Source organism: Cytobacillus sp. MT66 (genome assembly GCF_058792595.1).
This window is the reverse complement of the sequence record NZ_JBXAFB010000006.1, coordinates 162,374-188,260: the sequence shown is the minus strand read 5'-3', so window position 1 is coordinate 188,260 and position 25,887 is coordinate 162,374. Positions and strand designations below refer to the sequence as shown.

Here is a 25,887-nt window from a genome sequence, read left to right as displayed (position 1 = left end):
TTACTAGACAGCAATGTCTTTCTTTTTATAGATTAAAAATGCTGCTGCGATACTGCCAGCAATGAGGATTCCCATAATCACGATGAAAATTGGCTCAATCCTGTTGTCACTTATAATATTTGCAGAATCAACATATTTAAATGGGCTAAAATATTTCAGTATCTCAAGATCCTCAGATAATCCGGAAATCACATTTAAAAAATAGGTTACAATCACGACAGCTAACGAGATCGATAGAGTGTTTCTAGTTTTTCTCATAATTGAAGAAAACAAGAAAGATATCGAAGCAAATGTTAAGTGCAGCAGCAAAGCGGCAATGCTTAATAATACAAATGTTTTTCCTGGAATGTCCTCATCTTTAGCAAATTGAAACCCAATTAAACTAGAAACAGCAGATACCGCATTCAGTATGATTATATTTACAAAAACAGCAAGGGCTTTTTGTGAAACAATCCGGCTTCGTGAAATCGGCTTGGAAAGCAAAAACTCAATGGTCTTCTCCCCTTCTTCTTTTGCCAATATATTGGACGCCAATAGAGCTGCATAAATACTTCCAAGTAGGGTTACCATCATATAAACTTCAAGACCATAAAAACCGATTAAACTGCCAAGGTTTAGCTGATTCATGCCAAACATTTGTCTGATGGATTCCGGATAGGATTCCATCAGGGCCTCCATGGATGCTTGACTCTTGGCGAATGATGGAAAAATACTTAATAACCAAATAATAAGACCAGCAAGCACAAGGCTCCATATAATTAGCGATTTTCGGCTGCGCTTTAATTCTCTTTGAAAAATCATCTTGGCACCTCCCCTATTTTTCATAGTAATGCATGAATACTTCTTCTAAAGAGGGTTCCTCAATGAGCATATCCTGAATCGGCAAGCCATTCAGGCCTTGAAGAAGCTCTTTCATCTCTCCGCTGTAAAGCAAGGAAACTTCATTGCCTTTTTTCTCCTTAATGACGGCACCTGGGATAATCAGCTCCAAATCTGGCTGCTCAAGAATCACTGTAATATTTTTCACCCGATTTTTTGTCAGATGCTCAATTGATTCCACTTGGATAAGCTTGCCTTCCTTAATTATGGCAACCCTGTCACACATTTTTTGCACCTCGCTCAAAATATGGGAGGAGAAAAAGATTGTTGCCCCATTTTCCCGCTCCTCTAAAAGCAAGTCGAAAAAGTGACTCTGTATTAAAGGGTCGAGCCCGCTCGTTGGTTCATCAAGGATAATAAGCTTTGGCTCGTGCAGGAGCGCCTGAACAATGCCAACCTTCTTCCTGTTCCCAAACGACAGATCCTCAATTTTCCGATGCAAATCAAGGTCCAGTCTGGAAGCCAGCTCATTCATTCTATTTTCTTTAAAATTTTTATGAAAACGAGCGGAGTACTTAAGCAAATCGATTACTTTCATATCATCATAATAATGAACTTCCGAGGGCAGATAACCGACATTTTGGCGAATTTCCGTTGAATCCTTCACAATGTCCTTGCCAAAAATCGCAGCACTCCCGCTCGTGGGAAAAATAATATTCAATAAAGTTCGGATGGTTGTGCTTTTCCCAGCTCCATTCGGCCCAATAAAGCCGAAGATTTCCCCCTCTTCAATGGAAAATGAAACATCCACAATGCCTCTGTTCTTTTTGTACGTTTTCGTTAGATTCCTGACATCAACAACGGCCATACAAAATACCTCCTGCGGGGACTATATTGACTAATGAGTCAATCAAATTATAAATCCACATTGACTCTTTAGTCAATCACTAATTTTCCACACTTTTTTCACAAACACCCGGCTTTCCCTTCCATTCTCGTGATATATCTCATGGGTAAAAAAGTCCTATTTTCTTAGAATAAGTATACTGGTTAATTATTCTAAATCCGCCCTATAATATCCCAGTCTATAAATACGGCAAATATAAATTCACGCAAGGAGAAATACATGATGAAACTAACAATTGGAAAAAAGATGTTTTTTGGTTTTTTATCAGTCTTAGTAATCTTGGCAGCAACGGTGGTCATTAGTTATTCACAGATTACGTCTGTCGACCATGCCTATGACAATTTAATTGAGGATAAAGCTCAAAAGTTAATTATGATAGAAAAATTGGAGGCTATAGCAAGAACAGAGCAAGTGGGTCTTCGCGGATACATACTAATTGGTGATGACACTGCTTTAAAAGACTTCAATCAATCACACGAAAAGTACACAGAAATGAATGAACAACTAGAGAAGATTATTAACCAATCGGAAGCAAAGTTACTGATCAAAGATCTTAAGCAAATTGAAAACGAGTATTATCAGTTTGGTAAAAAGGAGATCCTTTTAGTTCAGGAAGGAAAAACTGAAGAAGCCATAAAATTAATTGCCGATCAAGGGAGAGAAATTTTAAAGGAATTTAACAATAAAATCGGGGAGCTAACAGCCTTTCAGGAAGAATTATTAGATACTGGGAACCGTGAAACTTCAGCAAAAGTTGCTGAGGTGAAAAATTGGGTTTTAGTCTTAGGTGTGCTCGCTATTCTGCTCGGTCTATTTATCGCTTTATTTATTGGCCGCATCATTTCAAAGCCTGTTGCCGAAATGGCAATAACTGCACAAAGAATTGCATCTGGCGACTTAACTGTTAACGAAATAAAAGTGAAAAATAGAGATGAAATTGGAGAATTAGCAAGTTCCTTTAATCAAATGACACATAATCTCAGAACATTAATCCAACAAGTTCGTTTAAATGTTGAGCAAGTGGCAGCCTCCGCAGAAGAGTTGACGGCAAGTGCAGAACAAAACAATCATGCAACAGAGCAAATTGCAGAAACAATGCAAATGGTTGCTGCTGGGGTGGATAAACAAGTACAAAGCGTCGAGGAAACATCCGAAACGATCAATGAATTAGCCATTGGTGTACAACAAATTGCAAAAAACGCACAAAAGGCCTCCTGTTCCTCTATTGATGCTTCTGAAAAAGCATTAGAAGGAGATCAATCAATAAATACGGCAGTCACACAGATGAATTCAATCAACGAAACAGTTGAGAAATTATCGGTGATAATCAGGGGCTTAGGCGCCCGCTCCAAAGAAATTGAAAAGATTATTGAAGTCATTACCAATATTGCAGATCAAACCAATCTCTTAGCATTAAATGCAGCTATAGAAGCAGCAAGAGCGGGCGATCAGGGTCGCGGATTTGCGGTGGTTGCAGGTGAAGTACGTAAATTAGCCGAGCAATCTTCGCAATCGGCTTTGCAGATATCTCAGCTCATTTCCTCCATTAAGGAAGAAACCAATAATGCAGTCGAATCTATGGAAGTGACTGCAGAAGAAGTCATTTCCGGCATTAAATTTGTTAACACGGCAGGTCACTCATTTAGACAAATACAAGGTTCCATTAATGAGGCAGTGACAGAAATCCAAGAAGTATCAGCCGCTGTTCAGCAAATGGCTGCAGGATCTGAACAAATTGTAGCGTCTATGAAGTTAATTAACGAAGTGGCGGAATCCTCAGCATCCGGAACACAAGAAGTATCAGCTGCAACAGAGGAACAGCTAGCTTCAATGCAGGAAATAACCGTATCAGCTGATTCCCTAGCGAAAATGGCTGAAGAACTCCAATTATTAATAGGTAAGTTTCATGTTTAGGCTGTGTTAAAGCTTAATGCTGATTTTAAGCGCTTAGCTATTGGAGTGGAAATCAACGGTCAAATTAACATATTGAAGCCCTGTATGAATTCTATTCTGCAAGGCTTCTTGTTTCACAATTTGTTCATTGTAATAACTATGCATATATCATAAGATTAAATAGGTAAATTTTACTATAAACACTATTAAAATACTATATTTATCCAATTGTATGATTTTCTTCCAAAATTTAAAAATAAAAGCTTCTTAAGGGAGGAGCCTTATGATATTTCCTTTGCAGCCGCAAAAATCACAGCCTGAAAAAAATGCAGATTTATTCGATAAATTAAAGGAGCTAGAGGATATAAAGCTCGCGTTAGATCAGTCCTCCATTGTTGCCATCACAGATCAAAAGGGAACTATTACTTATGCGAATGATAAGTTTTGTGAAATCTCAAAGTACGCAAGAGACGAATTGATTGGCAGAAATCATAATATTATTAATTCTGGACATCATTCAAAAGAATTTTTCACAGAAATGTGGAAAACCATTGGCGCAGGACATGTGTGGAAGGGACAAATTAAAAACCGTGCAAAAGACGGCAGCTATTATTGGGTCAGAACAGTGATTGTTCCTTTTTTAAATGAAAATGGCAAGCCTTATAAATATATTTCCATCAGACAGGATATTACAGAGCTGAAAACCATTGAAGAGCAATTATACCAAAAGGCATATTTTGATGACTTAACTGGCCTGCGAAACCGCGATTGCTTTTACCAAAATATGAAAGCATGGTTAAAAGGAAATCCAAACAAACAAATGGGCCTGCTATTTTTAGATTTAAATCGTTTCAATTATATCAATGATACGCTTGGGCACAGCGCAGGAGATCAAATTCTCAAGGCTTTTTCCAAGCGGCTATCCAGCCATCTCTGTGAACATGCAGACCTATATCGATTTGGCGGCGATGAATTCCTCATCGTTTTAAAAGAAAAGCAGCAAGAGGAAATAAAACAGTATGTAAATGAAATCTCCGAAATCGTGGAAGTTCCTTTTTCTCTTAAAAAGGAGAAGCTGTATTTAAGTGCGAATATCGGGATTAGTTTTTTTCCAGAGGATGGAAAAGATATTGATACTCTTGTAAAAAAGGCAGATAGCGCCGTGTACGCTGCAAAACGCAGAGGCAGCAATGCGATTGTATTTTATTCCAATGAAACATACGAAATTATGATGAAAACAATGAAATTGGAAACGGCGTTAAGACAGGCTGTTGAAGAAAAGAGCTTTATCCTGCACTATCAGCCCCAGGTTAACATTCAGTCAAATAAAGTCATTGGAGCCGAAGCTTTAATTCGCTGGAACCACCCTGATTTAGGTATGATACCACCCTCGGAGTTTATCCCCTTGGCGGAGGAAACGGGCTTAATTGCTCCTATAACAGAATGGGTGCTAGAAACCGCGTGCAGACAAAATAAAAAGTGGCGGGACTCTGGAACAGCACAATTAAGAATTGGCGTTAACATATCCCCGATGTTATTTAAGGATGATAGTTTGATTGACATGGTTGAAAGGGTATTATCCGAAACAGGCCTTGATCCAGGCAGCTTAGAACTTGAAATAACTGAAAGCAGCATGCAGGACCCTGAACATAATATCCCTATTTTAAAGAAGCTAAAAGCTCTCGGGGTTCGGCTATCGATTGATGACTTCGGAACAGGCTATTCGTCATTAGCCTATTTAAGGCACTTCCCAATTGATAGTTTGAAAATCGACCGCTCCTTTATTAATGAGATCGAAAAGGATCATGGAGTCATTGTTAAGACCATTATTGACATGGCTTCTCATCTGAAGCTCAGCGTTGTTGCTGAAGGGATTGAGCAAAACGAACAGATGCATTTTCTTAAACAGCTTAATTGTTTAGAAGGCCAAGGTTACCTTTTTAGCCGGCCCGTCCCCGCGAATGAAATATCCGACATTCTTCCAACATTTTTTAAATGAACGAAGGTATGTGAATGGGATGCAGCCATTCATATTCACGAATGTGGAAAATATCAATATCCCAACTTGAATGAACAAGGATAAAGGAGAAAAGAAGTGGGACTGAACGCTGAAAAAACATATTCCTATAAAGGCAGAGTTATAACTGTTCTATTCGTCGCAAGCATTTTATTTTTCATCAGAAGTATGGTGAAAATACAAATGGGACAAGTACCTCATCATATACCGCTTTTGGGAATATTCCCGGTAACAATCGCTTGGTTTTTGGGAAGGGAATATGATAAATACGTCTATTTATCTACAAAAGACCCTTTAACAGGACTATTTAACAGACGCTATGTATCAGAAAAATCCCTTAAGATCATTAAGTTTGCTCAAAGAAAAGAATTAAATATTGGCATCCTTTTAATTGATGTCAACGATTTTAAAAATATCAATGATAAGTATGGCCATGATTATGGTGATCAAATTTTAGAAAAAACTGCTGGCCTTTTGGTTCAATCCTTTGACGAAAAAGATATTATTTCTAGATGGGGCGGAGATGAATTCTTAATTATTTCAAAGTATTCTAATGAAAATACTATTTTTAAGAAAATAAACGAATTAGAAACAAGGCTGAACAAAACTGAATGGCAGCACAAAGAAGGGTTATCGATTTCAATAGGAACATCCTCTTTTCCTAAAGATGGGCAAAATCTTAAAGTATTAGTGGAGCTTGCAGACTGTAAGATGTATAAACGTAAAGTGTATTATAAAAAGAGAACTAATTAGCTGGCTCCGTGAAGGCCAGCTTTTTTTCTAATGCAAAAAAACAGCCACTCTTATAGGATTGGCTGTTTTTACATGTTTGCTAAACAATGAAATAGGCAATGACAGACAGACAAATAGAGGTAATTCCCATAGCGATCAGCGGCTTCAATGCTTTCGTACGCAGATCGCGCAGACTGACGTTCAATCCAAGGCCAACCATGGCTGCAGTTAAGCACCATGTGGTGACGTTAGCCACGCCATTCATAAACCCTTCAGAAACTGGAACCACCGGTCCAAGGACAAAGCTGCCAATGACACTCATAATAATGAAGCCCAGTAGAAACCATGGGAACTCTATCTTTGCACTTCCGCTTTCCTCTGTGTTCTTCTTTTTCATCATGTACATTAAAATAAAGCATAATGGAATGAGAAGAAATACCCGGCCAAGCTTCGCCAGTAAACCGAATGCCAGAGCATCCTCCCCGCCGGGTGCCGCCGCAAGAGCCACATGGGCAATTTCATGCAGGCTGATGCCTGACCAGATTCCGTATTCTGCCCCGGTCAACGGTAAAATGGGACGCAATATCGTATAAACAATCGCAAAAATAGTCCCAACAAGCGCGATAATGCCTACCCCTATGGCCGTTTCTTCATCCTTTGATTTAATGATTGGCGCAACTGCCGCAATAGCTGCTGCACCGCAGACCCCTGTTCCTACCCCGACAAGCAAAGAAATATTTTTATCCGCCTTGATCAATTTTGCCAGCCATACAGTCAGCAGGATCGCAAAAATGATCACACCTGCATCTCTAACAAGCAATCCAAGCCCATCTGATAAAATTGTGCCAATATTTAGCTTCAAACCATAAAGAATGATAGCGAAACGCAGCAGCTTTTTCGATGAAAAATTTATTCCTGCTCTTAAAAGCTCTGGGTAGCCGATCAGATTCCGATACAAAATAGCTATCACGATCGCTGAGGCCAGCTGGCCAACATGATCAAAGCCCGGGGTTTTTGCTAAGATAAATCCTAGAAATGCAATAACAAATGTAAATCCGATCCCGCCAATCCATTTGCCAAAAGAGGCAGATTTTTTTTCAGGCTGGATAGGTCCCTGTTCTGCCGTATAAGCTCTTGCTTCTGCACCCATTTTATCACCGCCATTTTTTTGTATATTTAGCATAATATTTTCTATACAATAAGAAAAATAATTATTTATAATAGTGATAATAAGTAAATCTATATAATAGTGGGTGATTTTATTGGATCAGCAGCTGGCCGTTTTCGTCACAGTTGCCCAAAAGCAAAGTTTTTCACGGGCCGCAGAGGAATTGCACATGACACAGCCTGCAGTCAGCCAATACATACAAGCATTAGAACGGACCTTTGGTACACCATTAATGGAGCGGACCAATAAATATGTCCGTTTGAATAAAGCAGGAGAAATCGTCTATCACCATGCAAAGGAAATCCTTGGACTTTATAGTAAAATGAATTTTTTAATTGATGATTTGACTAATAAGCCGAGCGGAACCCTTTCGATTGGTGCCAGCTATTCGTTCGGGGAATATGTGTTGCCGCATTTGATTGCCAAGATGCAAAAAATGTTTCCACTAATTCATCCTTCAATCACAATTGGGAATACAAAGGAAATTTGTGAATTAGTTCTTGGCCACCAGCTAGATATCGGAATTATTGAGGGGCGTTATGAGGATAAAAATCTTTCTGTCGAGCCATTTGCCATTGATACAATGAGTATCATTGCAGCACCCGACCATCCGCTAGCTTCCAGTTCGAATAAGGTATCCATAGAGGAATTAGAAAACACGGCATGGATCGTCCGCGAAAAAGGATCAGGAACACGCGAGGCCGCGGATCTTATGTTTAACAGATACAAGATTTCTCCGAAGAAACTGCTTGAATTCGGCAGCACGCAGCTTATTAAAGAATCTGTTGAAGCCGGACTAGGAATCAGCATGCTGTCTGATTGGGTGATTAGAAAAGAAATAGAGAACGGGAACCTGTCCATTATAAAAATAAAGGACTTTTCCATGACCCGTGACTTTTCAACGGTGCTGCGGTCCCCTTTTCGAACAAAGGCGCTTTCGGTGTTTTTGGAGATTCTAAAAGACAAAGGCCGGTAGTTAAGATCCCGGCTTGATCTTTTTGGGAACTAATTATTAAGATTAGTTCCCGTTTTTTTGGTCCATGCATTTTTTCCGGCACTAACATGCGATGTTTGTTCCCGTTTTTTGATCCACGCGATGTTTCCGGCACTAACATGCGATGTTTGTTCCCGTTTTTTGGTCCACGCTATTTTTCCGGCACTAACATGCGATGTTTGTTCCCATTTTTTGAGCCAGGCGATTTTTCCGGCACTAACTTGCGATGTTTGTTCCCGTTTTTTTGTCCACGCTATTTTTCCGGCACTAACATGCCAAGTTAGTGCCCCTTTTTTTGGTCCACGCGATTTTTCCGGCACTAATTAGAGGAACTCTCCATTTTCCCTACACCTATAATACAATGCACAAAAAATGCCCCTAGCGAAAACTAGAGGCAGATGTCTGTTGGCTGAATGACCATTAGGTTACTCCACCCAATCTATTTGGTGACCAATGCATAACATCGTCATATTCTATAATCCCAAGGGTTACATCGGAAATATCCGGATCGGTAAGGAGCATGTCCTGAATCCTAAACTTGATATCATCCGCAATGGAAAGCGGAAGCCCCTTTCTTAACTCAATGAGCCCCTCGACATGATAATACCGTCCTTCTTGTAAAACTCGGAGCTTTCTAATATCAGCAACTTCCTGATCACTAAAAATAATTTGCTCTACTCGGTTAATGATTTCCTGAGGTGCAGCTACACCGATAAGACCAACCATATTATCATATCCAACTCTAAAGGCAACCCCAACCATTAGAAATCCTATAATAATCGTCGCAATTCCATCAAATGCACTAAGGTTTGTAAAGGTAGTAATAAGAATAGCCAGTAAAGCAAGAAATGCACCTGAAACGGCAACAATATCTTCGTAAAAGACCAAGCGAGTAGGAGGTGCGGCTCTGCCTACATATTTAAAAGCTCCTGGCACGATGCCAAATCCTTTAATGTTCTCAACTCGGGCTTCTCTTAATATTTCCTTCATCGCTTTTATTAGTATAGTCCCATCAATTGCAAGGTTTATTAACAGAACTATAATGCTGAGCCAAAATCCCCCAGTTGCCGCAACCGGATGATTGAGTAAATGCCAGCCTTCTTTAATGGTTTCATAAGCCATAACCGTAACAACAATAACTGCGATCATGCAGAAAATATTGATCACCCTGCCAAAGCCCGTTGGGAACCTTGGGGAAGGCTTTTTTTCAGACAGCACACTGCCGACAAAAACAAACCCCTGATTAACTGCATCCGCAAGCGAATGCATAGAAGAGGCAAACATCGCCCCGTTTCCGCTTAGGGCATAGGCAATCGTCTTGGCAGCCGCAATGACGGCATTCCCTATGGCAGCTACGGCGGATGATTTATTTCCTTTTTTTATTAGAGATACCAGATTATCTTGTTTTGCTGCATCTTCCACTTTATCGCCTCCAAGAACATGGATTACTTTATATTGTTCTTTAATAAAGCGGGCAATATTCAAAGTCGAAATTGGAGAATATTGTGAGGAGGTTTTTTAGCAGTTGCTAGTGGAGAAATAATTAATATTTTTCAAAATCTAAAAAAAGACAAATAAAAAACCACCAAATTATGTATTTGGTGGAGACGGTGGGACGTGCTCTTCCATGCTTTCGTCATGGCACTGACTATATCTTGAACCTGTGTAGTTTCAGGTCCTTCGGCGTATTATGCGAATTGTAGATTTACCTGTATCCAGGCAGGAACACGCATCCTAGTACTGCCATGCAGGCAGCCTATAAGTCGATACACAGCTGTTGGATTGCTCCACATACTGCTCGGTATTGCCTTGCCGTCTCAATGTTGAGAGCGGGTTAGGTTTCACCGATCAAGCCGAATTTTCACTTGTGTGTTACCACACAAGGCGACTAATTACTAATCGAACCCACGTCCAGAAATATCGGCACTTAAGCTTCTACGAGTGTAGTCGACATATTCGCATTTCGCTGAGCCTTATGCCTATCGACAGGCGTCCGGTCAGCTAGTCTGGTTGTTCTCTTCCTTCTCCCTCAGACGGTGAGATCCGGCGTAGTCCACTAAGAGTGAGTCCGCTACCCTACCACATGGACGATGGAGGGGCGAACCGCTAAAGTGCTATTAGGCAGCTAAAGCGAAGTTGTTTTGTTGTTTGCCAGTTATAGGCTTTGACGTTTTAACGAGGCCGATCCCCTCGACTCGCAACCTAAGCTCGAACTATCCCTGTCGAATCCGTAGCGTCCCCATTATAAAAGGTCTGCATCGAATCTTATTCAGACATGCTGACTACTAACGGATGCTCATTGAAAGCTTGAGCTAAGTTGTGTTTGTCACCCTCGTGACACTTATTATTATAACATACCTGCCTGCAATATCAATTGTAAGTTTTTGTAAAACGGATACAAGAACTGTCCCCGCGTTACATTTTCTGTCTTTCACGGAAGGCGCGTTCAATATCACGCTTGGCCTCTTTCTTTTTCAAGTCCTCACGCTTATCATATTTCTTTTTCCCGCGGGCAAGGCCAATGAGAAGCTTAGCATAGCCATTCTTCAGATAAAGCTTGAGCGGAACCACAGAGTAGCCGATTTCCCTAGAGGAACCTGTCAGCTCATTAAGTTCTTTGCGGTGCAGAAGTAGCTTTCGTTCCCGCAGTGGATCGTGATTATAGCGGTTGCCCTGTTCATACGGGCTGACATGCATGCCGATGACATAAGCTTCGCCTTTATCAATTCTAACATATGATTCTTTTAAGTTCACTCTGCCGCCGCGGATCGCTTTAATTTCCGTTCCTTGAAGGACAATCCCAGCTTCATACGTTTCTTCTATAAAAAAATCATGATAAGCCTTTTTATTTTGAGCAATTAATTTCCCAGTACCTTTTGGCATCTTAACTTCCCCTAACTATCTTTCTGCGAAAGGTGCAGATCGAATTTTTCAAGAGCACTTTAACTTCATTATATTGTAGCAAAATTTGCCGGTACTCTCAATCTAAAGGGATGGCCCAGCGAAAAGGACAGAGGAACCGTCCCTGTGTCCCAGGGAGGAAGGTTCCCCGCGTGTTTCCTATCTCTTCTTATTTTTCCGCTTTGCCTTTGGGGCGTTTTCGAAGAACTTTTTCTTCTTTCTTGGCTTGCGGTCACTGCTGTTGTTTTTGCCTTGGCCTTGGCCTCGGTCATCTGACTTGCCTTTACGCGGTTTCTTTTCACTGCTTCGTGTGCGGATAATCTTCGGCATTTCATTTGTTTCCCGTCTGCGGGTGCCCTTCATGCCGACGATTTCGAAGTCTATTGAACGTTCATCTTTATTAACATTAATGACACGAACCGTTATTTCGTCTCCAATCCGAAAGACATTGCCGGTACGTTCGCCAATCATAGCTAATTGCCGTTCATCGTAGCGATAGTAATCATCGGTCATATAGCTGACATGAATCAGCCCCTCAATCGTGTTTGGCAGCTCGACGAACATGCCAAAATTCGTAACGGAGCTAATGATACCATCATATTCCTGACCGATTTTATCTTCCATATACTCAGCTTTTTTTAGCTCATCCGTTTCACGTTCCGCATCGACCGCTCTACGTTCCATACTAGATGTGTGCTGGGCGAGATCCGGCAATTCGGCATTCCATTTCTCTCTTGTTGCCTGATCCAGTTTCCCTTCGATTAAATAGGTACGGATCAGCCGGTGAACAATTAAGTCAGGGTATCGGCGAATCGGTGAAGTAAAATGGGTATAAAACTGGGTTGATAATCCAAAGTGCCCTAAGCTTTCAGGATAATATTTAGCCTGCTGCATAGACCGAAGCATGACGGTTGATATCACCATTTCCTCCGGCTTGCCCTGTACTGCCTCAATGATTTCCTGCAGGGCACGCGGATGAACGGAATTAGCCGTACCTCTTACAAGATAGCCAAAATTCGTGATAAACTCGAAAAATCTCCTTAGCTTATCTTCTTTCGGGTCCTCATGTATTCGATAGATAAACGGTACATCGAGCCAATGGAAATGTTCAGCCACGGTTTCGTTTGCCGCCAGCATAAATTCCTCAATCAGCCTTTCTGCCGTCGAGCGCTCGCGAAGAACCACATCTTTTGGCTTGCCATTCTCATCCACGAGTACTTTTGCCTCTTTAAAATCAAAGTCAATTGCACCGCGTTTCATCCGCTTGTTCCGCAGAATTTGTGCTAGCTCGCCCATAAGCTCAAACATCGGAACGATTGGCTCATATCTTTTGATTAGTTCTTCATCTTTTTCCTCAAGGATTTTGTTGACGTCCGAATACGTCATCCGTTCCGTTGTTTTAATTACACTCTGGAAAATCTCATGAGAGACAGCCTCTCCATCTTGGTTGATTTCCATTTCACAGGATAAAGTCAGCCGGTCAACCTTTGGATTCAGCGAGCAAATGCCGTTTGAAAGACGATGCGGGATCATCGGGATGACCCGGTCTACTAAATAGACGCTCGTCCCGCGGTCCTCTGCCTCGCGGTCAATCGGTGAATCTTCCGTAACATAATAGGAAACATCCGCAATATGTACGCCAAGCTTGTAATTGCCATTTTCCAATTTCGTTACAGTCACCGCGTCATCTAGATCCTTTGCATCTGCACCGTCAATCGTGACAATCGTTTCATTTCTTAAATCACGGCGGTTTTTCAGTTCACTCTCATCAATCGTTTCCGGTGTTTGGTTGGCCTGTTCCAGCACTTCATCCGGAAACGCCATTGGCAGACTGTGCTTATGTATGATGGAAAGAATATCAACTCCCGGGTCATTTTTATGCCCAAGAATTTGCACTACTTCCCCTTCTGCACTTTTTCTGCCCTCAGGATAAGTTGTAAGTTTTACAACAACCTTATGCCCTTCCACTGCTCCTAAGGAAGCATTCTTCGGGATAAAAATATCACTGGCAAACTTTTTATCATCCGGAATTACGAATCCAAAATTTTTGCTTTCTGTGTAAGTTCCAACAATCTGCTGAATACCGCGTTCAAGAATGCGGACAATAGTTCCTTCTCTTCTTTGTCCAGAGCTCTCTGAACTTACGCGAGCAAGAACAATATCTCCATGCATCGCATTATTCGTTTCATTTGGCGGGATAAAAATATCATCCATTCCCGGCTCTTCTGGGATAACAAAGGCAAATCCCTTTGCATGTCCAGTCAGTTTCCCTCTGATTAGATTCATTTTTTCAGGAAGACCGTAGCGATTGCTTCTAGTCCGGACAACTAGTCCCTTTTCTTCCATTTGAACAAGCGCCTTAACGAAATCCTTAAACTCGGATGAATCTTCTATGCCAAAGGCCTTCTCTAGTTCTTGCACCGTCAGCGGTTTATAGGCTTCTTCCTTCATATAGCCCAGAAGCCGGTCAATAATTGGCTGAATGCTATTTTCCATGTACTAATCCCTCCCTTTCATTAATCTTTTTTAATTTTCCCAATCAAGTTCTTCTAAAAACTCGTATACATCCTGATGCAGCTGATCCCGTTCTTTATCAAGCGTAATGACATGACCAGATTCCTCATACCATTTAATTTTTTTCAGATCATTTTCTACCTCATTGTAAATGATATTAGCACTGTCGGTATTAATCATATGATCATGGCGTGCCTGAACAACAAACGTCGGCGAATAAATCATATCGACATGGTCGCGGACATCGGCAATCAAGTCCTGAAGAGCCTTTAGTGTTCTCATCGGTGTTTTTTGGAACTCGTCCATTTCTTGCTGGATTTGCTCTTCACTTTTTCCTTCCAGCTTTTTATATTCCCTGGCGTATTGCAGAATTCCTTCATACATTACTTCTTCACTTTTAATATGCATAGGTGCGCACATTGTAATTATTCCCTTAATAGGTACAGTGTAACCTAATTTCAGTGAAAATACGCCGCCAAGCGACAGGCCGGCAACTGCTATCTCTTCATGGCCGCTGCTTTTTAAAAGTTCATACCCATCGGTGACACTTTTCCACCAATCCTCTGGACCCGTGTGCACAAGATTCTCCGGCGGAACTCCGTGGCCTTCATAAAGCGGAGCATGGCAGGTATAGCCTTTGCCTTCAAGAAACCTTCCAAGCATCCTGACATCAGCCGTATTTCCTGTAAACCCGTGCAGCAAGAGGACAGCTCGTTTCCCATCACCAAAAGTAAATGGCTTCGGCGGTACAAATTTCATCTATAAGAACCCCTTTTATGTTAAAAATTCTATTAATCAAACGTTTGATTAATAGAATGAATTGCTAATCAAACGTTTGATTAAACCCCTATTATTACTATTTTTAGCAGACAGTGTGCATACAATCCACTGAAAAGACTTTTACGGATTGCTATAGTGCTTTTTTAGCAAAAGAAAAGCCTGACCTTCCACAGGCCAGGCAATTTTTTATATTGCAAAATAAGAAACTAACACAGTTAAGACAAAGAAGAGTACGGACAACACAACGGTTACACGGTGCAAGATAAGATCCAAACCGCGTGCTTTTTGCTTGCCAAAAAGCTGCTCCGCTCCACCGGAAATGGCTCCAGAAAGCCCTGCGCTTTTACCGGATTGAAGAATAACAACAAGAATTAGTCCGACAGAAACAATTGCCAATAAGATTACAAATAATGTATGCAAGATGCCACCTCCTGAAAAAACGCACATATACGTAAATTAACTGTACCATATTTTTCGTCAATAAACAATAGATGTTGGAATTTTACAGAAAAAGAGGACTATTGATTTTACCCATATATTCGCCATCCAATAAAAAAACAAGGACTGCCAAATAAGCAGTCCCCGCTAATAGATTATTTTTTCAAGTTATAGAAAGACTTTAATCCGCCATATACAGCTAAATCATCAAGCTCGTCTTCGATGCGAAGAAGCTGGTTGTATTTAGCGATACGGTCAGTTCTTGACATAGAACCTGTTTTGATCTGGCCTGCATTTGTTGCAACAGCGATATCTGCAATCGTTGCGTCTTCTGTTTCACCAGAACGGTGGGAAACAACAGCTGTGTAGCCTGCACGCTTAGCCATTTCAATGGCTTCAAATGTTTCAGTCAGCGTGCCGATTTGGTTAACCTTGATAAGGATCGAGTTTCCAACACCCTGCTCAATGCCTTGTGCCAGCTTTTTCGTATTCGTTACGAAAAGGTCATCGCCCACTAGCTGAAGCTTGCTGCCAAGTCTTTCAGTCAGCTGCTTATGTCCTTCCCAGTCATTCTCATCTAAACCGTCTTCGATTGAGATAATTGGGAATTGGTTTACTAGTTCTTCGTAGAAATTCACCATATCTTCAGAAGATAAGCCTGTGCGGCCTTCGCCTGCAAGGTCATACTTGCCTGTTTCTTTATTAAAGAACTCAGAAGAAGCAACGTCCATTGCAAGGTAAACATCTTTGCCAGGCTCATATCCAGCATTGCGGATTGCTTCCATAATCACTTCTAAAGCTTCACGATTAGATCCAAGGTTTGGCGCAAAACCGCCCTCATCACCAACAGCGGTATTTAGACCCTTGTCATGAAGAACTTTTTTCAATGAATGGAATACTTCCGCACCCATGCGGATGGCTTCTTTAAATGTTGGTGCGCCCACAGGCATAATCATGAACTCCTGGAAGTCCACATTGTTGTCTGCATGAGATCCGCCATTGATGATGTTCATCATTGGTGTTGGAAGCTGCTTTGCGTTAAATCCGCCAAGATAGCGGTATAAAGGAAGACCCACGGAATCGGCTGCCGCGTGTGCTGCTGCGATAGAAACACCAAGAATGGCATTAGCACCAAGCTTGCCTTTGTTTTCAGTTCCATCAAGTTCGATCATTGTGCGGTCGATGCCAACCTGATCCGTTACATCCATGCCGATGATCGCATCAGCAATAATGTTATTTACATTATCTACTGCTTTTTGAACACCCTTGCCTAAGTAACGGGATTTGTCTCCGTCACGAAGCTCCACTGCTTCGTATTCACCAGTAGATGCGCCAGAAGGAACAATGCCGCGGCCAAAGAAGCCGGACTCTGTTAAAATTTCAACTTCAACTGTAGGGTTACCGCGGGAATCTAGTACTTCACGTGCGTAAACATGTTGGATAAATGGCATATTTATTCTCTCCTCAAAAAAATAAATTTTTTATAAAACGTTTACTTTATCAAGCTTTTCCCTGTCATTTCCTCAGGCTTTTGCAATCCTAATAAATCAAGCATCGTTGGCGCTAAATCACCAAGGATTCCATCCTCTCTCAGCGCAGCTCCCTGTTTGGTAACAATCACCGGCACAGGATTTGTAGTATGGGCTGTCATTGGGCTGCCCTCAAGCGTTACTACTTCATCTGCATTTCCGTGGTCAGCCGTAATAATAGCCTGTCCGCCTTTTTCCAATAAGGCATCAACGATTTTGCCAAGGCACTCATCAACTGTCTCAACGGCCTTAATCGTTGGCTCAAGCATGCCGGAATGTCCAACCATATCCGGGTTGGCAAAGTTTAAGATAATCGCATCAAACTTATCTGCTGCAATTTCCTTTAATAAAGCATCTGTGACTTCATAGGCACTCATTTCTGGCTTCAAGTCGTATGTAGCAACCTTCGGCGAATTGATGAGAATCCGCTCTTCACCCGGAAATTCTGCTTCACGGCCGCCGCTCATAAAAAAGGTAACATGAGGGTATTTTTCTGTTTCGGCAATGCGCAGCTGTTTTAAATTGTTTTGCGACAAAACCTCGCCAAGAGTATTGTCCAAATTCGTTGGTTCAAAAGCAACAAATCCATCAACCGACTCGCTAAAAAGAGTCAAACAAACAAAGAACAGCTCTGACGGGTGTTTTGGACCGCGGTCAAACGAGCGGAAGTCTTTATTTGTGAAGGTATTCGAGATTTGAATCGCCCGGTCAGGCCTGAAATTATAGAAAATGACTGCATCATTTTCCTGAACCGTGGCAACGGGTTCTCCGTTTTCCTTTGTAATCACAGAAGGAATAACAAACTCATCATAAATGCCATGGCTGTAGTTGTCTTCAACAAGGTCAATAGCATTTTTATAGGCTGGGCCCTCGCCATAGACCATGGAACGATAGGACTTTTCAACGCGCTCCCAGCGTTTATCTCTGTCCATGGAATAGTACCGGCCAGAAATGGTTGCAAATTGGCCAACGCCGTATTCTTTCATTTTTTCCTCTGCAGCTTTAATATATCCTTCAGCTGTTTGCGGACCAACATCCCGTCCGTCAAGGAATCCATGAACATATACATTTTCCACGCCTTCTTCCGCAGCTAAATGCAAAAGCGCGTAGAGATGCTCAATATGGCTGTGTACCCCGCCATCGGAAAGCAATCCCATAATATGAAGATTCGTTCCGTTCTTTTTCACATGGTCCATCGCTTTTAAAAAGGTTTCATTTTTTTCAAATTGCCCTTCACGAATGGCTAAGTTCACTCTTGTCAGACTTTGATAGACAATTCTGCCTGCACCGATATTTAAGTGGCCAACCTCAGAGTTGCCCATTTGACCTACTGGAAGACCGACCGCTTCCCCGCTGGCAGTTAAGGTTGCATGGGGGTAGGTATTCCAGAATCGTTCGTAATTAGGCTTGTTTGCCTGTGAAACAGCATTTCCTTTTGTTTCGCCTCTTAGGCCAAACCCATCAAGAATAATTAAGGCAACGGGTGACTTACTCATTTTTCACAGCCTCCAATAATTGAAGGAAGGATTGCGGCTCTAAACTAGCACCGCCAACCAATGCTCCATCAATATCAGGCTGGGCCATATATTCTTTAATATTACCCGGCTTTACACTGCCGCCATATTGAATCCGAATCGCATCAGCAGCAGCTGGTGAAAATTGCTTGCTGACAACCGCGCGGATATGGGCGCAAACTTCATTGGCATCTTCTGCTGAAGAAGATTTTCCTGTTCCAATGGCCCAAATTGGTTCATAGGCGATAACTGTCTGTTTGACTTGATCTTCAGATAAGCCTGCCAGTCCTTTTTCCACCTGCGAGCCGACAAATGCGCTAGTTTCGCCATTTTCCCGCTGCTCCAGCGTTTCTCCTACACATACAATTGGCGTTAGCCCATGCTTGAACGCGGCATGTGTCTTCTTATTAACCGCTTCATCTGTTTCATTAAACATTTCGCGGCGTTCAGAATGGCCGAGAATCACGTATTTTACACCGATATCCTCAAGTGCCGCTGGGCTGATTTCCCCTGTAAAAGCACCGCTTTCTTCAAAGTGCATATTTTGCGCGCCGATTCCAATACCATAGCCCGCAAGCTGCTCTAAAAATAAAGCTGGAGAACAAACAACCGTTTCTACTTTATTTTCATCAGGAATGGAATCTTTAATTTCGTCCATAAATGCTTTTGCCTCTGAAAGGGTTTTATGCATTTTCCAGTTTCCTGCAATAATTGGTTTACGCATGATGGCACATCCTTTTATGCATGAAATTTTATTTATCGTTTAAAGCTACAACTCCCGGAAGCGCTTTTCCTTCCATAAACTCAAGGGAAGCTCCTCCGCCTGTTGAAATATGGCTCATTCTGTCCGCTAGATGGAATTTTTCAACCGCAGCTGCTGAGTCACCGCCGCCAATGACTGAATATGTATCATTTGATTCGGCTAATGTCTCTGCTACAGCTCTTGTTCCGCTGGCGAATTTCTGCCATTCAAATACACCCATTGGTCCGTTCCAGATAACAAGCTTGGAATTGTAGATAACATCGCTGTACAATTCAGCTGTTTCAGGGCCAATATCCAATGCTTGCCAATCAGCTGGGATCTCACTGATGTCGACTGTTTTCACTTCAGCATCTTCAGAGAATCTGTCAGCAATAATAGCATCGACAGGCATATAGAATTTCACGCCTTTTTCTTCTGCTTTTTTTATAAATGATTGAGCAAGTTCAATTTTATCTTCTTCTAACAGAGACTGGCCAATTTCATAGCCTTTGGCCTTAATAAAAGTATAGGCTAAGCCGCCCCCAATAATTAGGTTATCAACTTTTTCAAGAAGGTTATCAATGACACCGATTTTGTCCTTAACCTTCGCGCCGCCGATGATTGCCGTAAATGGACGGTCAGGGTTAGATAGAGCTTTTCCGAGCACATCGAGTTCTTTCTCCATTAAGAGACCAGATACCGCTGGAAGATGATGTGCAATGCCTTCTGTTGATGCATGCGCACGGTGTGCAGCACCAAAGGCGTCGTTCACATAAAGATCAGCTAATTGTGCAAAAGATTTAGCAAGCTCAGGATCATTCTTTTCTTCGCCCGGATAGAAGCGGACGTTCTCAAGAAGGATGATATCGCCTTCATTCATGGCGCCAATCATCTCCATTACGTTTGCCCCAAAAGCCTCATCAGCCTTTTTTACATCTTTTCCAATCAATTCACCTAAGCGAGCTGCAACAGGTGTCAGACGAAGATCCTCAACAACCTGTCCTTTCGGGCGGCCAAGATGGCTAGCTAGAATGACCTTTGCCCCATGATCTGTTAAGTATTTGATCGTTGGAATTGCCGCACGAATGCGAGTGTCATCAGCTACCTGACCATCCTGCATCGGCACATTAAAATCTACACGGCAGAACACGCGCTTGCCCTTTAAATCAACATCTTTGATACTCTTCTTATTCATAGAATAAATGGCCCTCCTGAAAAATTCCTGTCATTATCACCAAAGGGGAACACGCCCCCATTCTGATTCACACAAAAGGGAGTGAGAATCTATCCCCGCTCCCTTTTTTATCCTCTATCATTATAGACGTTCCTACATACAATTTCCAATAGGAATAGAACTTTCCAGTTTAAAAAATTCCGCTGACCTGACGCTTCACCGCTTTACACTGCTGGGGGCCTGACCCCCATCGTGGTAAAGCGTTAACGCAGTGGGGTTTCCCCGCGGTGGAGTTTCCCCGCGGCGGGGGTCAGGCCCCCGGTGCTTTAGTGTGTTAAATTCCTTTTTGTGCGATGTAGTTAATGAGGTCGACGACGCGGTTTGAGTAGCCGCTTTCGTTGTCATACCAGGAGATGACTTTGACCATGTTGCCTTCCATAACCATTGTTGAAAGGGCGTCGATGGTAGATGAGCTTGGGTTTCCGTTGTAGTCACTTGATACAAGCGGTTCTTCACTGTAGCTAAGGATTCCCTTTAGCTCTCCTTCTGCAGCTGTTTTAAGGGCTGCGTTCACTTCTTCAACAGTGACTTCCTTTTCTAATTCTGCCACTAAGTCTACCAGTGATACGTTTGGTGTTGGGACACGAACAGCCCCGCCATTTAATTTTCCTTTAAGCTCTGGCAATACAAGTGATACTGCTTTTGCTGCCCCTGTTGTTGTCGGAATAATATTTTCCGCTGCTGCACGGGCACGGCGATAATCTTTATGAGGCAAATCAAGAATTTGCTGGTCATTAGTGTATGAATGAATAGTTGTCATCATACCGCGTTTGAAGCCAAATGTATCATTAAGCACCTTTGCAAATGGCGCTAAGCAGTTTGTTGTACAAGACGCATTGGAGATGACATGATGGCTGGCAGGATCATACTTATCATGGTTAACGCCCATCACAATAGTAATGTCCTCATCCTTGGCAGGCGCCGAAATAATCACCTTTTTTGCTCCAGCTTCTAAGTGTTTAGCTGCATCTTCACGTTTTGTGAAACGTCCAGTTGATTCAACAACTGCCTCAACGCCAAGATCTCCCCAGCCAAGCTGCGCTGGGTCGCGCTCAGCAAGAACCTTTACTTTATGTGACCCAACAACAAGGTATTCTCCGTCTACCTTGACATCTTCATTCAATGTTCCATGAACGGTATCGTATTTTAAAAGATGTGCAAGCATATTTGCATCTGTTAAGTCGTTAACTGCTACAACCTCAATATTCGGATTATTAAGTGCTGCTCTGAAAACATTACGGCCAATTCTTCCAAACCCGTTAATACCAACTTTTACTCCCATGATTATTGCCTCCTAAAGGTTTTTTATAAAAAAAATCTAATATTCTATGTCTTATGATTGAAGCAGCTGTTTAGCCGCTCCCTCATCCGTAACAAGGATTGTCGATGAAGGTGCCCGATTCATATAAGCTGCAATCGCCTTTGCCTTTGAAGCCCCGCCAGCAACAGCAATCACGCTAGAAGCATTTGCTAGATCTTCAAGCTGCAGCCCGATTGTCTGGACCTTATGGACAACTTCACCAGCCTCGTTAAAATAATAGCCAAAGGCTTCCCCAATGGCATTCCCATTTTGCAGGGTAGCGATATCTTGGTCACTGCTATTCCTGCGTTTTGCCATTTTTATGGCATCGCCAATTCCATGGATAACCATCGTTGCTGATTTAATGAGATTTAAAACTTCATTAATTTCAGGCATATTTATAATTGATTTATACATTTCCCGGCTAACCTGATCTGGTACATACAAGACTCTGTGCCTTGATGATGTCTGTTCAGCCATCTTTGAACAAATCGTATTCGCCTGATTTTTCACGTCTTCGCCGATTCCGCCGCGGGCCGGAACAAAGAGGACATCCCCGCTGATCAACTCTGGCGTTAGGACCTCTGCGATGGCCGCAATCGTGGAACCGCCTGTAACTGCAATAATATTTTCCCCTTTAAGGTTTGATTTCATGCAAACAGCCGCGGCTCTGCCTAACTCGCTCTTTACCCATGGCGATTCTTCGCTGTCGCCAGAAACAACAATCACCTTATGAATGCCCAGCCGGCGCTTTAAGCTTTTCTCCATCTCATCCACGCCTGATATCTCCCGCATCATCCCGCTTAAGCCCTCAAGCAGCTCTTTGCCGTCTGCTGTCAAGCTCATGCCAGATGTTGCCGTAACAATGAGATTCTGTCCTTTCAGAAACTCAACCTCAGCTCTAAGAACGCGTTCGGTAATACCCAGGCTAACCGAAAGGCTCCGGCGGCCAACAGGCTCCATCATACCAATATAGTGAAGGATTTGATAACGCTTCTGCATTATGGGTAAAATATCTGGCAACAATCTTTTTTGAATATCTAATAGTGAGTGCATGCATCAAGCTCCTTTATCCCCTTGGGACATTATATGTCCCGCATAGACTTATTGTGTCCCACTTGAGATAAAAAAAATCACTCCGATTTCAAAATCAATTCTAGCAGGAGTGATCAGTAATTTCAACTATTTGGTTTTACCTTTTGTCATCAATGCTTCGCTAATAGTAAACGAATCGATATGCCCGAACTGAACCTCTTCACCATCAATTTCAACTACTGGGATCATAATCCCGTATTTCTCGGTGAGCTCATCGCTTTGGTCAATATCCACTTCCATATAGGAAAAATCAAATTCGTTTTTTAAAAGCTGGATCGACTCCCTTGCAAGCTCACATAAATGGCATTTATTTCGCATATAGAGAACAAGCGTACTTTTTTCCACAGTCATTCTCCTTTATTCATACCTTTTGCGTTTAGAGGAAGATGGGATGCCAAGCTGATCCCTGTATTTGGCTATCGTTCTTCTTGAAACAACCATCCCTTCCTCATCTTTTAAAAGGGTTACAATTTCTTGATCAGAAAGCGGTCTTTGCTTATTTTCTTCTTTTATCAGCTTTTCTATTATGGCTTTAACCTGCTTAGAAGACGTATTTTCATCGGACGTCGTTTTAATCGTACTTGAAAAAAATGAGCGCAGTTCAAACAGCCCAAAAGGAGTTTGTGCATATTTTTCCCTAACAGCACGGCTAACAGTGGATTCATGAATCCCTAATTCATCCGCCACTTCTTTCATGGTCATTGGCTTCAAAAAGGAAGGCCCCTTTTTGAAAAATTCCTGCTGCTTTTCTACTATTTTAAGAGAAACATTGGTCATAGTTTCTTTTCTTTGCTCAATACTTCTAACAAGCCAATGATAGTCCTGATAATTTTCCTGTAAGAATTTGCTGACCTGCTTGTCTTTAGAAGCAGAAAACTTTTTATAATAACCGCTGTTAAAACTAATTTTTGGCAGAACCTCATCGAAAATGCTTACCGAAAAGGACTCTCCATCCCATTTGATGACTACATCAGGAACGATATAGGCGGGATGATCATGCTGAAAAGATGATGCTGGACGCGGATTCAGCTTTTGAATAAAGTCAAATACCTCCTGGATGTCAGTCAGCTTAACACCAAGCAGCTTCGAGATTTCCTTCCACTTTTTTTCAGCAAAAGCTTCAAAGTGTTGTTCAATAATTTGTTCCGCAAGAAGATTTCTCTTAATCTCTCTTTTTAACTGCAGCAGCAGACACTCCTGCAGATTGCGCGCTCCAATTCCAGCAGGTTCTAATCCCTGAAGAAGCTCCAAGGTTCTATGTACCTTTTCTTCTCCAAAGCCAAACCTGACAGCAACCTCGTCCAAATTGATCCGAAGGTAACCGTTTTCATCAATGCTTTTAATTAAGTAGTCTAATATTTTTTCTTCATCTGGCTGAATATTTTTTGGATTAAGCTGCGATTTTAAAAATTCCCCAAGATTCAGCTCTACTTTTCCGATCTGTTCAATCCAATTTTGTTTATCTTTCTCAACCTTTGTCTTCTTTGGTTTAGCCTTATCATAGCGGGGATCCATTACCTGCACATTTTCTGCTTCAACCTGGAGCAATGGGTTTTCGAGGGCTTTACTTTCCAGGAATGCTGAAAGCTCCTGGGCATTATACTGCAACAAAGCAATCGCCTGGGTCAATTCTTGTGTCATCGTCAGCTTTAATGTTTGCTGCTGCCATAAACCAGCCTGTAACCTCATAGTACTCCCCCCCTCTCTTCATTTTACATGAAGGGCGAACAATCTTGAATAGAAATTAATTGGTATTACCGTAACCGTTGTCAATTAAAGTAAGACTGTGTTGAAGGTTAATTTTGATTTAGTAACCTAGTTGATCGGAACGGAAGGCGCGAAGACTCCTGCGGGAGAAGCGTTTTCAGGGGAGACCCCGCAGGAGCGAAGCGACGAGGAGGCTCCCCAACCGCCCTAAGGTCCGCGTAGCGCCTGGAGTGGAAATCAACGACTAAATTTAGTAAATAAAAAAATACCGCAAACCAATTAAATATAGGCTTACGGTATTCTTACAGGTACGCCCTCGTCAGGACTCGAACCCGAATTTCAAGAACCGGAATCTTGCGTGCTATCCGTTGCACCACGAGGGCAAAAAAGAAATCATTAAAACGTGTTACGATTACATATTATATGATAGTTTTTTAAACTTTGCAAGCTATCTTCTGTTTAAAATTCACAACAACGGGTAAGATGGAAAAGGAAATGATTATGTCGAACAATTATATTCACTTATCGAAGCGATTCGTTTGACCTTTATTGACCATTCGTGTATCATGAAATTACATAAAGCAAGATTAGCAATTGGTGTCAACAGATGAAAATTTTACCTTGACCTAAGGAGGAATTTAAAGATGAATTTAATCCCTACAGTTATTGAGCAGACAAACCGCGGGGAGCGGGCATATGACATTTACTCCCGTCTTTTAAAAGACCGCATTATCATGCTTGGAAGTGCGATTGACGATAATGTAGCAAACTCCATTGTTGCTCAGTTATTATTCTTAGAAGCTGAAAACCCTGAAAAGGATATTACTTTGTACATTAACAGCCCGGGCGGAAGCATTACTGCCGGAATGGCGATTTACGATACGATGCAATATATCAAGGCAGATGTATCAACTGTATGTATCGGTATGGCTGCTTCCATGGGTGCATTCCTGCTTGCAGCAGGTGAAAAAGGCAAACGTTTCTGCCTTCCGAACGGTGAAGTAATGATCCACCAGCCACTGGGCGGAGCTCAAGGTCAAGCAACGGAAATTGAAATTGCAGCTAAGCGCATTCTCTTCCTTCGCGATAAACTAAACAATATTCTTTCTGAACGTACTGGCCAGCCACTAGAAGTCATTGCACGCGACACTGATCGCGATAACTTCATGACAGCTGAAAAGGCTTTAGAATATGGCCTTATTGACAAAATTGTTCAACGCAATCCTGCAGAAGAGAATAAAAAGTAATTAGGCAAAAAAGCTGTTGATAGTCAAAATCAACAGCTTTTTTTCTCTTACAAACACAAAAACAACTCGCATCTTCATGAATGCGAGTTGTTTTTTTAATCCTGCTGAATGTATTTTGCTAGATCTTCGATTGCCTGTTCTTCATCATGGCCATCAACAATCAAAGTGATGACTGAACCGGCTGTAACTGCCAAGCTCATAAGCCCCATAATGCTTTTTGCATTAACCTTTTTTCCGTCCTTTTCCAAAAAAACATCTGACGAAAATCTATTGGCTTCTTGAACAAATAAGGCAGCCGGTCTTGCCTGCAAACCTGTTTTCAATTTCACCTCAACCTGTTTCTCCAACATATCCTG

General features: G+C 41.9%; 23 protein-coding genes, 1 tRNA gene and 1 other RNA gene. 5 read left to right on the top strand and 20 right to left on the bottom strand.

The window, feature by feature from the left end; translation table 11 throughout:
* Positions 1 to 3: 3 nt before the first annotated feature.
* Positions 4 to 801, bottom strand: coding sequence for a DUF2705 family protein (locus tag AC1Q59_RS12925; RefSeq protein ID WP_492366248.1), 798 nt, complete (start codon positions 799 to 801; stop codon positions 4 to 6).
* A 13-nt stretch (positions 802 to 814) separates the two neighbouring features.
* Entirely contained in the window at positions 815 to 1,687 is an 873-nt protein-coding gene (locus tag AC1Q59_RS12920) for an ABC transporter ATP-binding protein (RefSeq protein WP_492366247.1), read from the bottom strand.
* Between the two features lie 258 nt (positions 1,688 to 1,945).
* Between AC1Q59_RS12920 and AC1Q59_RS12915 the strand changes: the two genes are divergently transcribed.
* From AC1Q59_RS12915 to AC1Q59_RS12905, 3 genes are all read left to right on the top strand, one after another.
* Entirely contained in the window at positions 1,946 to 3,640 is a 1,695-nt protein-coding gene (locus tag AC1Q59_RS12915; protein ID WP_492366246.1) for a methyl-accepting chemotaxis protein, read from the top strand.
* A gap of 262 nt (positions 3,641 to 3,902) precedes the next feature.
* Positions 3,903 to 5,618, top strand: a complete 1,716-nt coding sequence (locus tag AC1Q59_RS12910) for a putative bifunctional diguanylate cyclase/phosphodiesterase (protein ID WP_492366245.1) — start codon at positions 3,903 to 3,905, stop codon at positions 5,616 to 5,618.
* Between the two features lie 96 nt (positions 5,619 to 5,714).
* Positions 5,715 to 6,389: a GGDEF domain-containing protein gene (locus AC1Q59_RS12905; protein WP_492366244.1), complete on the top strand. Its 675-nt coding sequence runs from the start codon at positions 5,715 to 5,717 to the stop codon at positions 6,387 to 6,389.
* Positions 6,390 to 6,468: 79 nt separating this feature from the next.
* Here the strand turns inward: AC1Q59_RS12905 and AC1Q59_RS12900 are convergent, their stop codons facing one another.
* Positions 6,469 to 7,518: a YeiH family protein gene (locus AC1Q59_RS12900; protein ID WP_492366243.1), complete on the bottom strand. Its 1,050-nt coding sequence runs from the start codon at positions 7,516 to 7,518 to the stop codon at positions 6,469 to 6,471.
* Between the two features lie 112 nt (positions 7,519 to 7,630).
* Between AC1Q59_RS12900 and AC1Q59_RS12895 the strand changes: the two genes are divergently transcribed.
* Positions 7,631 to 8,512 carry a LysR family transcriptional regulator gene (locus tag AC1Q59_RS12895; RefSeq protein ID WP_492366242.1) on the top strand — a complete coding sequence of 294 codons (882 nt, stop codon included), beginning with the start codon at positions 7,631 to 7,633 and terminating at the stop codon, positions 8,510 to 8,512.
* Between the two features lie 29 nt (positions 8,513 to 8,541).
* Here the strand turns inward: AC1Q59_RS12895 and AC1Q59_RS12890 are convergent, their stop codons facing one another.
* From AC1Q59_RS12890 to AC1Q59_RS12815, 16 genes are all read right to left on the bottom strand, one after another.
* Positions 8,542 to 8,850: a hypothetical protein gene (locus tag AC1Q59_RS12890; protein ID WP_492366241.1), complete on the bottom strand. Its 309-nt coding sequence runs from the start codon at positions 8,848 to 8,850 to the stop codon at positions 8,542 to 8,544.
* A gap of 100 nt (positions 8,851 to 8,950) precedes the next feature.
* On the bottom strand, positions 8,951 to 9,952 hold the full coding sequence (locus AC1Q59_RS12885; protein ID WP_492366240.1) for a cation diffusion facilitator family transporter: 1,002 nt from the start codon (positions 9,950 to 9,952) through the stop codon (positions 8,951 to 8,953).
* Between the two features lie 474 nt (positions 9,953 to 10,426).
* Positions 10,427 to 10,763, bottom strand: a transfer-messenger RNA (tmRNA) gene (ssrA, locus tag AC1Q59_RS12880).
* A gap of 182 nt (positions 10,764 to 10,945) precedes the next feature.
* Positions 10,946 to 11,413, bottom strand: coding sequence for an SsrA-binding protein SmpB (gene smpB, locus AC1Q59_RS12875; RefSeq protein WP_492366239.1), 468 nt, complete (start codon positions 11,411 to 11,413; stop codon positions 10,946 to 10,948).
* 177 nt (positions 11,414 to 11,590) lie between these two features.
* A complete protein-coding gene (gene rnr, locus AC1Q59_RS12870) occupies positions 11,591 to 13,927 on the bottom strand; it encodes a ribonuclease R (protein ID WP_492366238.1) in 2,337 nt (778 codons plus the stop codon).
* A gap of 30 nt (positions 13,928 to 13,957) precedes the next feature.
* Complete coding sequence (locus AC1Q59_RS12865; protein ID WP_492366237.1) at positions 13,958 to 14,704, bottom strand: alpha/beta hydrolase; 747 nt, start codon at positions 14,702 to 14,704, stop codon at positions 13,958 to 13,960.
* A gap of 207 nt (positions 14,705 to 14,911) precedes the next feature.
* Positions 14,912 to 15,145 carry a preprotein translocase subunit SecG gene (gene secG / locus AC1Q59_RS12860; RefSeq protein WP_492366236.1) on the bottom strand — a complete coding sequence of 78 codons (234 nt, stop codon included), beginning with the start codon at positions 15,143 to 15,145 and terminating at the stop codon, positions 14,912 to 14,914.
* A gap of 173 nt (positions 15,146 to 15,318) precedes the next feature.
* Positions 15,319 to 16,614, bottom strand: coding sequence for a phosphopyruvate hydratase (gene eno / locus AC1Q59_RS12855; RefSeq protein ID WP_492366235.1), 1,296 nt, complete (start codon positions 16,612 to 16,614; stop codon positions 15,319 to 15,321).
* A gap of 41 nt (positions 16,615 to 16,655) precedes the next feature.
* Entirely contained in the window at positions 16,656 to 18,188 is a 1,533-nt protein-coding gene (gene gpmI / locus AC1Q59_RS12850; RefSeq protein WP_492366234.1) for a 2,3-bisphosphoglycerate-independent phosphoglycerate mutase, read from the bottom strand.
* Positions 18,181 to 18,930, bottom strand: a complete 750-nt coding sequence (gene tpiA / locus AC1Q59_RS12845; RefSeq protein ID WP_492366233.1) for a triose-phosphate isomerase — start codon at positions 18,928 to 18,930, stop codon at positions 18,181 to 18,183. The genes gpmI and tpiA overlap by 8 nt, the downstream gene beginning before the upstream one ends.
* 28 nt (positions 18,931 to 18,958) lie before the next feature.
* Complete coding sequence (locus AC1Q59_RS12840; protein WP_492366232.1) at positions 18,959 to 20,143, bottom strand: phosphoglycerate kinase; 1,185 nt, start codon at positions 20,141 to 20,143, stop codon at positions 18,959 to 18,961.
* A gap of 313 nt (positions 20,144 to 20,456) precedes the next feature.
* Complete coding sequence (gap, locus tag AC1Q59_RS12835; protein ID WP_492366231.1) at positions 20,457 to 21,464, bottom strand: type I glyceraldehyde-3-phosphate dehydrogenase; 1,008 nt, start codon at positions 21,462 to 21,464, stop codon at positions 20,457 to 20,459.
* Between the two features lie 51 nt (positions 21,465 to 21,515).
* A complete protein-coding gene (locus tag AC1Q59_RS12830) occupies positions 21,516 to 22,538 on the bottom strand; it encodes a sugar-binding transcriptional regulator (protein WP_492366230.1) in 1,023 nt (340 codons plus the stop codon).
* A 126-nt stretch (positions 22,539 to 22,664) separates the two neighbouring features.
* Positions 22,665 to 22,922 carry a glutaredoxin family protein gene (locus tag AC1Q59_RS12825; protein WP_492366229.1) on the bottom strand — a complete coding sequence of 86 codons (258 nt, stop codon included), beginning with the start codon at positions 22,920 to 22,922 and terminating at the stop codon, positions 22,665 to 22,667.
* Positions 22,923 to 22,934: 12 nt separating this feature from the next.
* The gene (rpoN, locus tag AC1Q59_RS12820; RefSeq protein ID WP_492366228.1) at positions 22,935 to 24,266 is read right to left on the bottom strand and encodes an RNA polymerase factor sigma-54; all 1,332 of its coding nucleotides are present in this window, start codon (positions 24,264 to 24,266) and stop codon (positions 22,935 to 22,937) included.
* 329 nt (positions 24,267 to 24,595) lie between these two features.
* A tRNA-Arg gene (locus tag AC1Q59_RS12815) sits at positions 24,596 to 24,667 on the bottom strand.
* 261 nt (positions 24,668 to 24,928) lie between these two features.
* Between AC1Q59_RS12815 and clpP the strand changes: the two genes are divergently transcribed.
* Positions 24,929 to 25,531, top strand: a complete 603-nt coding sequence (clpP, locus tag AC1Q59_RS12810; protein ID WP_492366227.1) for an ATP-dependent Clp endopeptidase proteolytic subunit ClpP — start codon at positions 24,929 to 24,931, stop codon at positions 25,529 to 25,531.
* Between the two features lie 95 nt (positions 25,532 to 25,626).
* Here clpP and AC1Q59_RS12805 read toward each other — a convergent pair whose 3' ends face one another.
* Positions 25,627 to 25,881, bottom strand: coding sequence for an HPr family phosphocarrier protein (locus AC1Q59_RS12805; protein WP_492366226.1), 255 nt, complete (start codon positions 25,879 to 25,881; stop codon positions 25,627 to 25,629).
* Positions 25,882 to 25,887 lie beyond the last annotated feature (6 nt).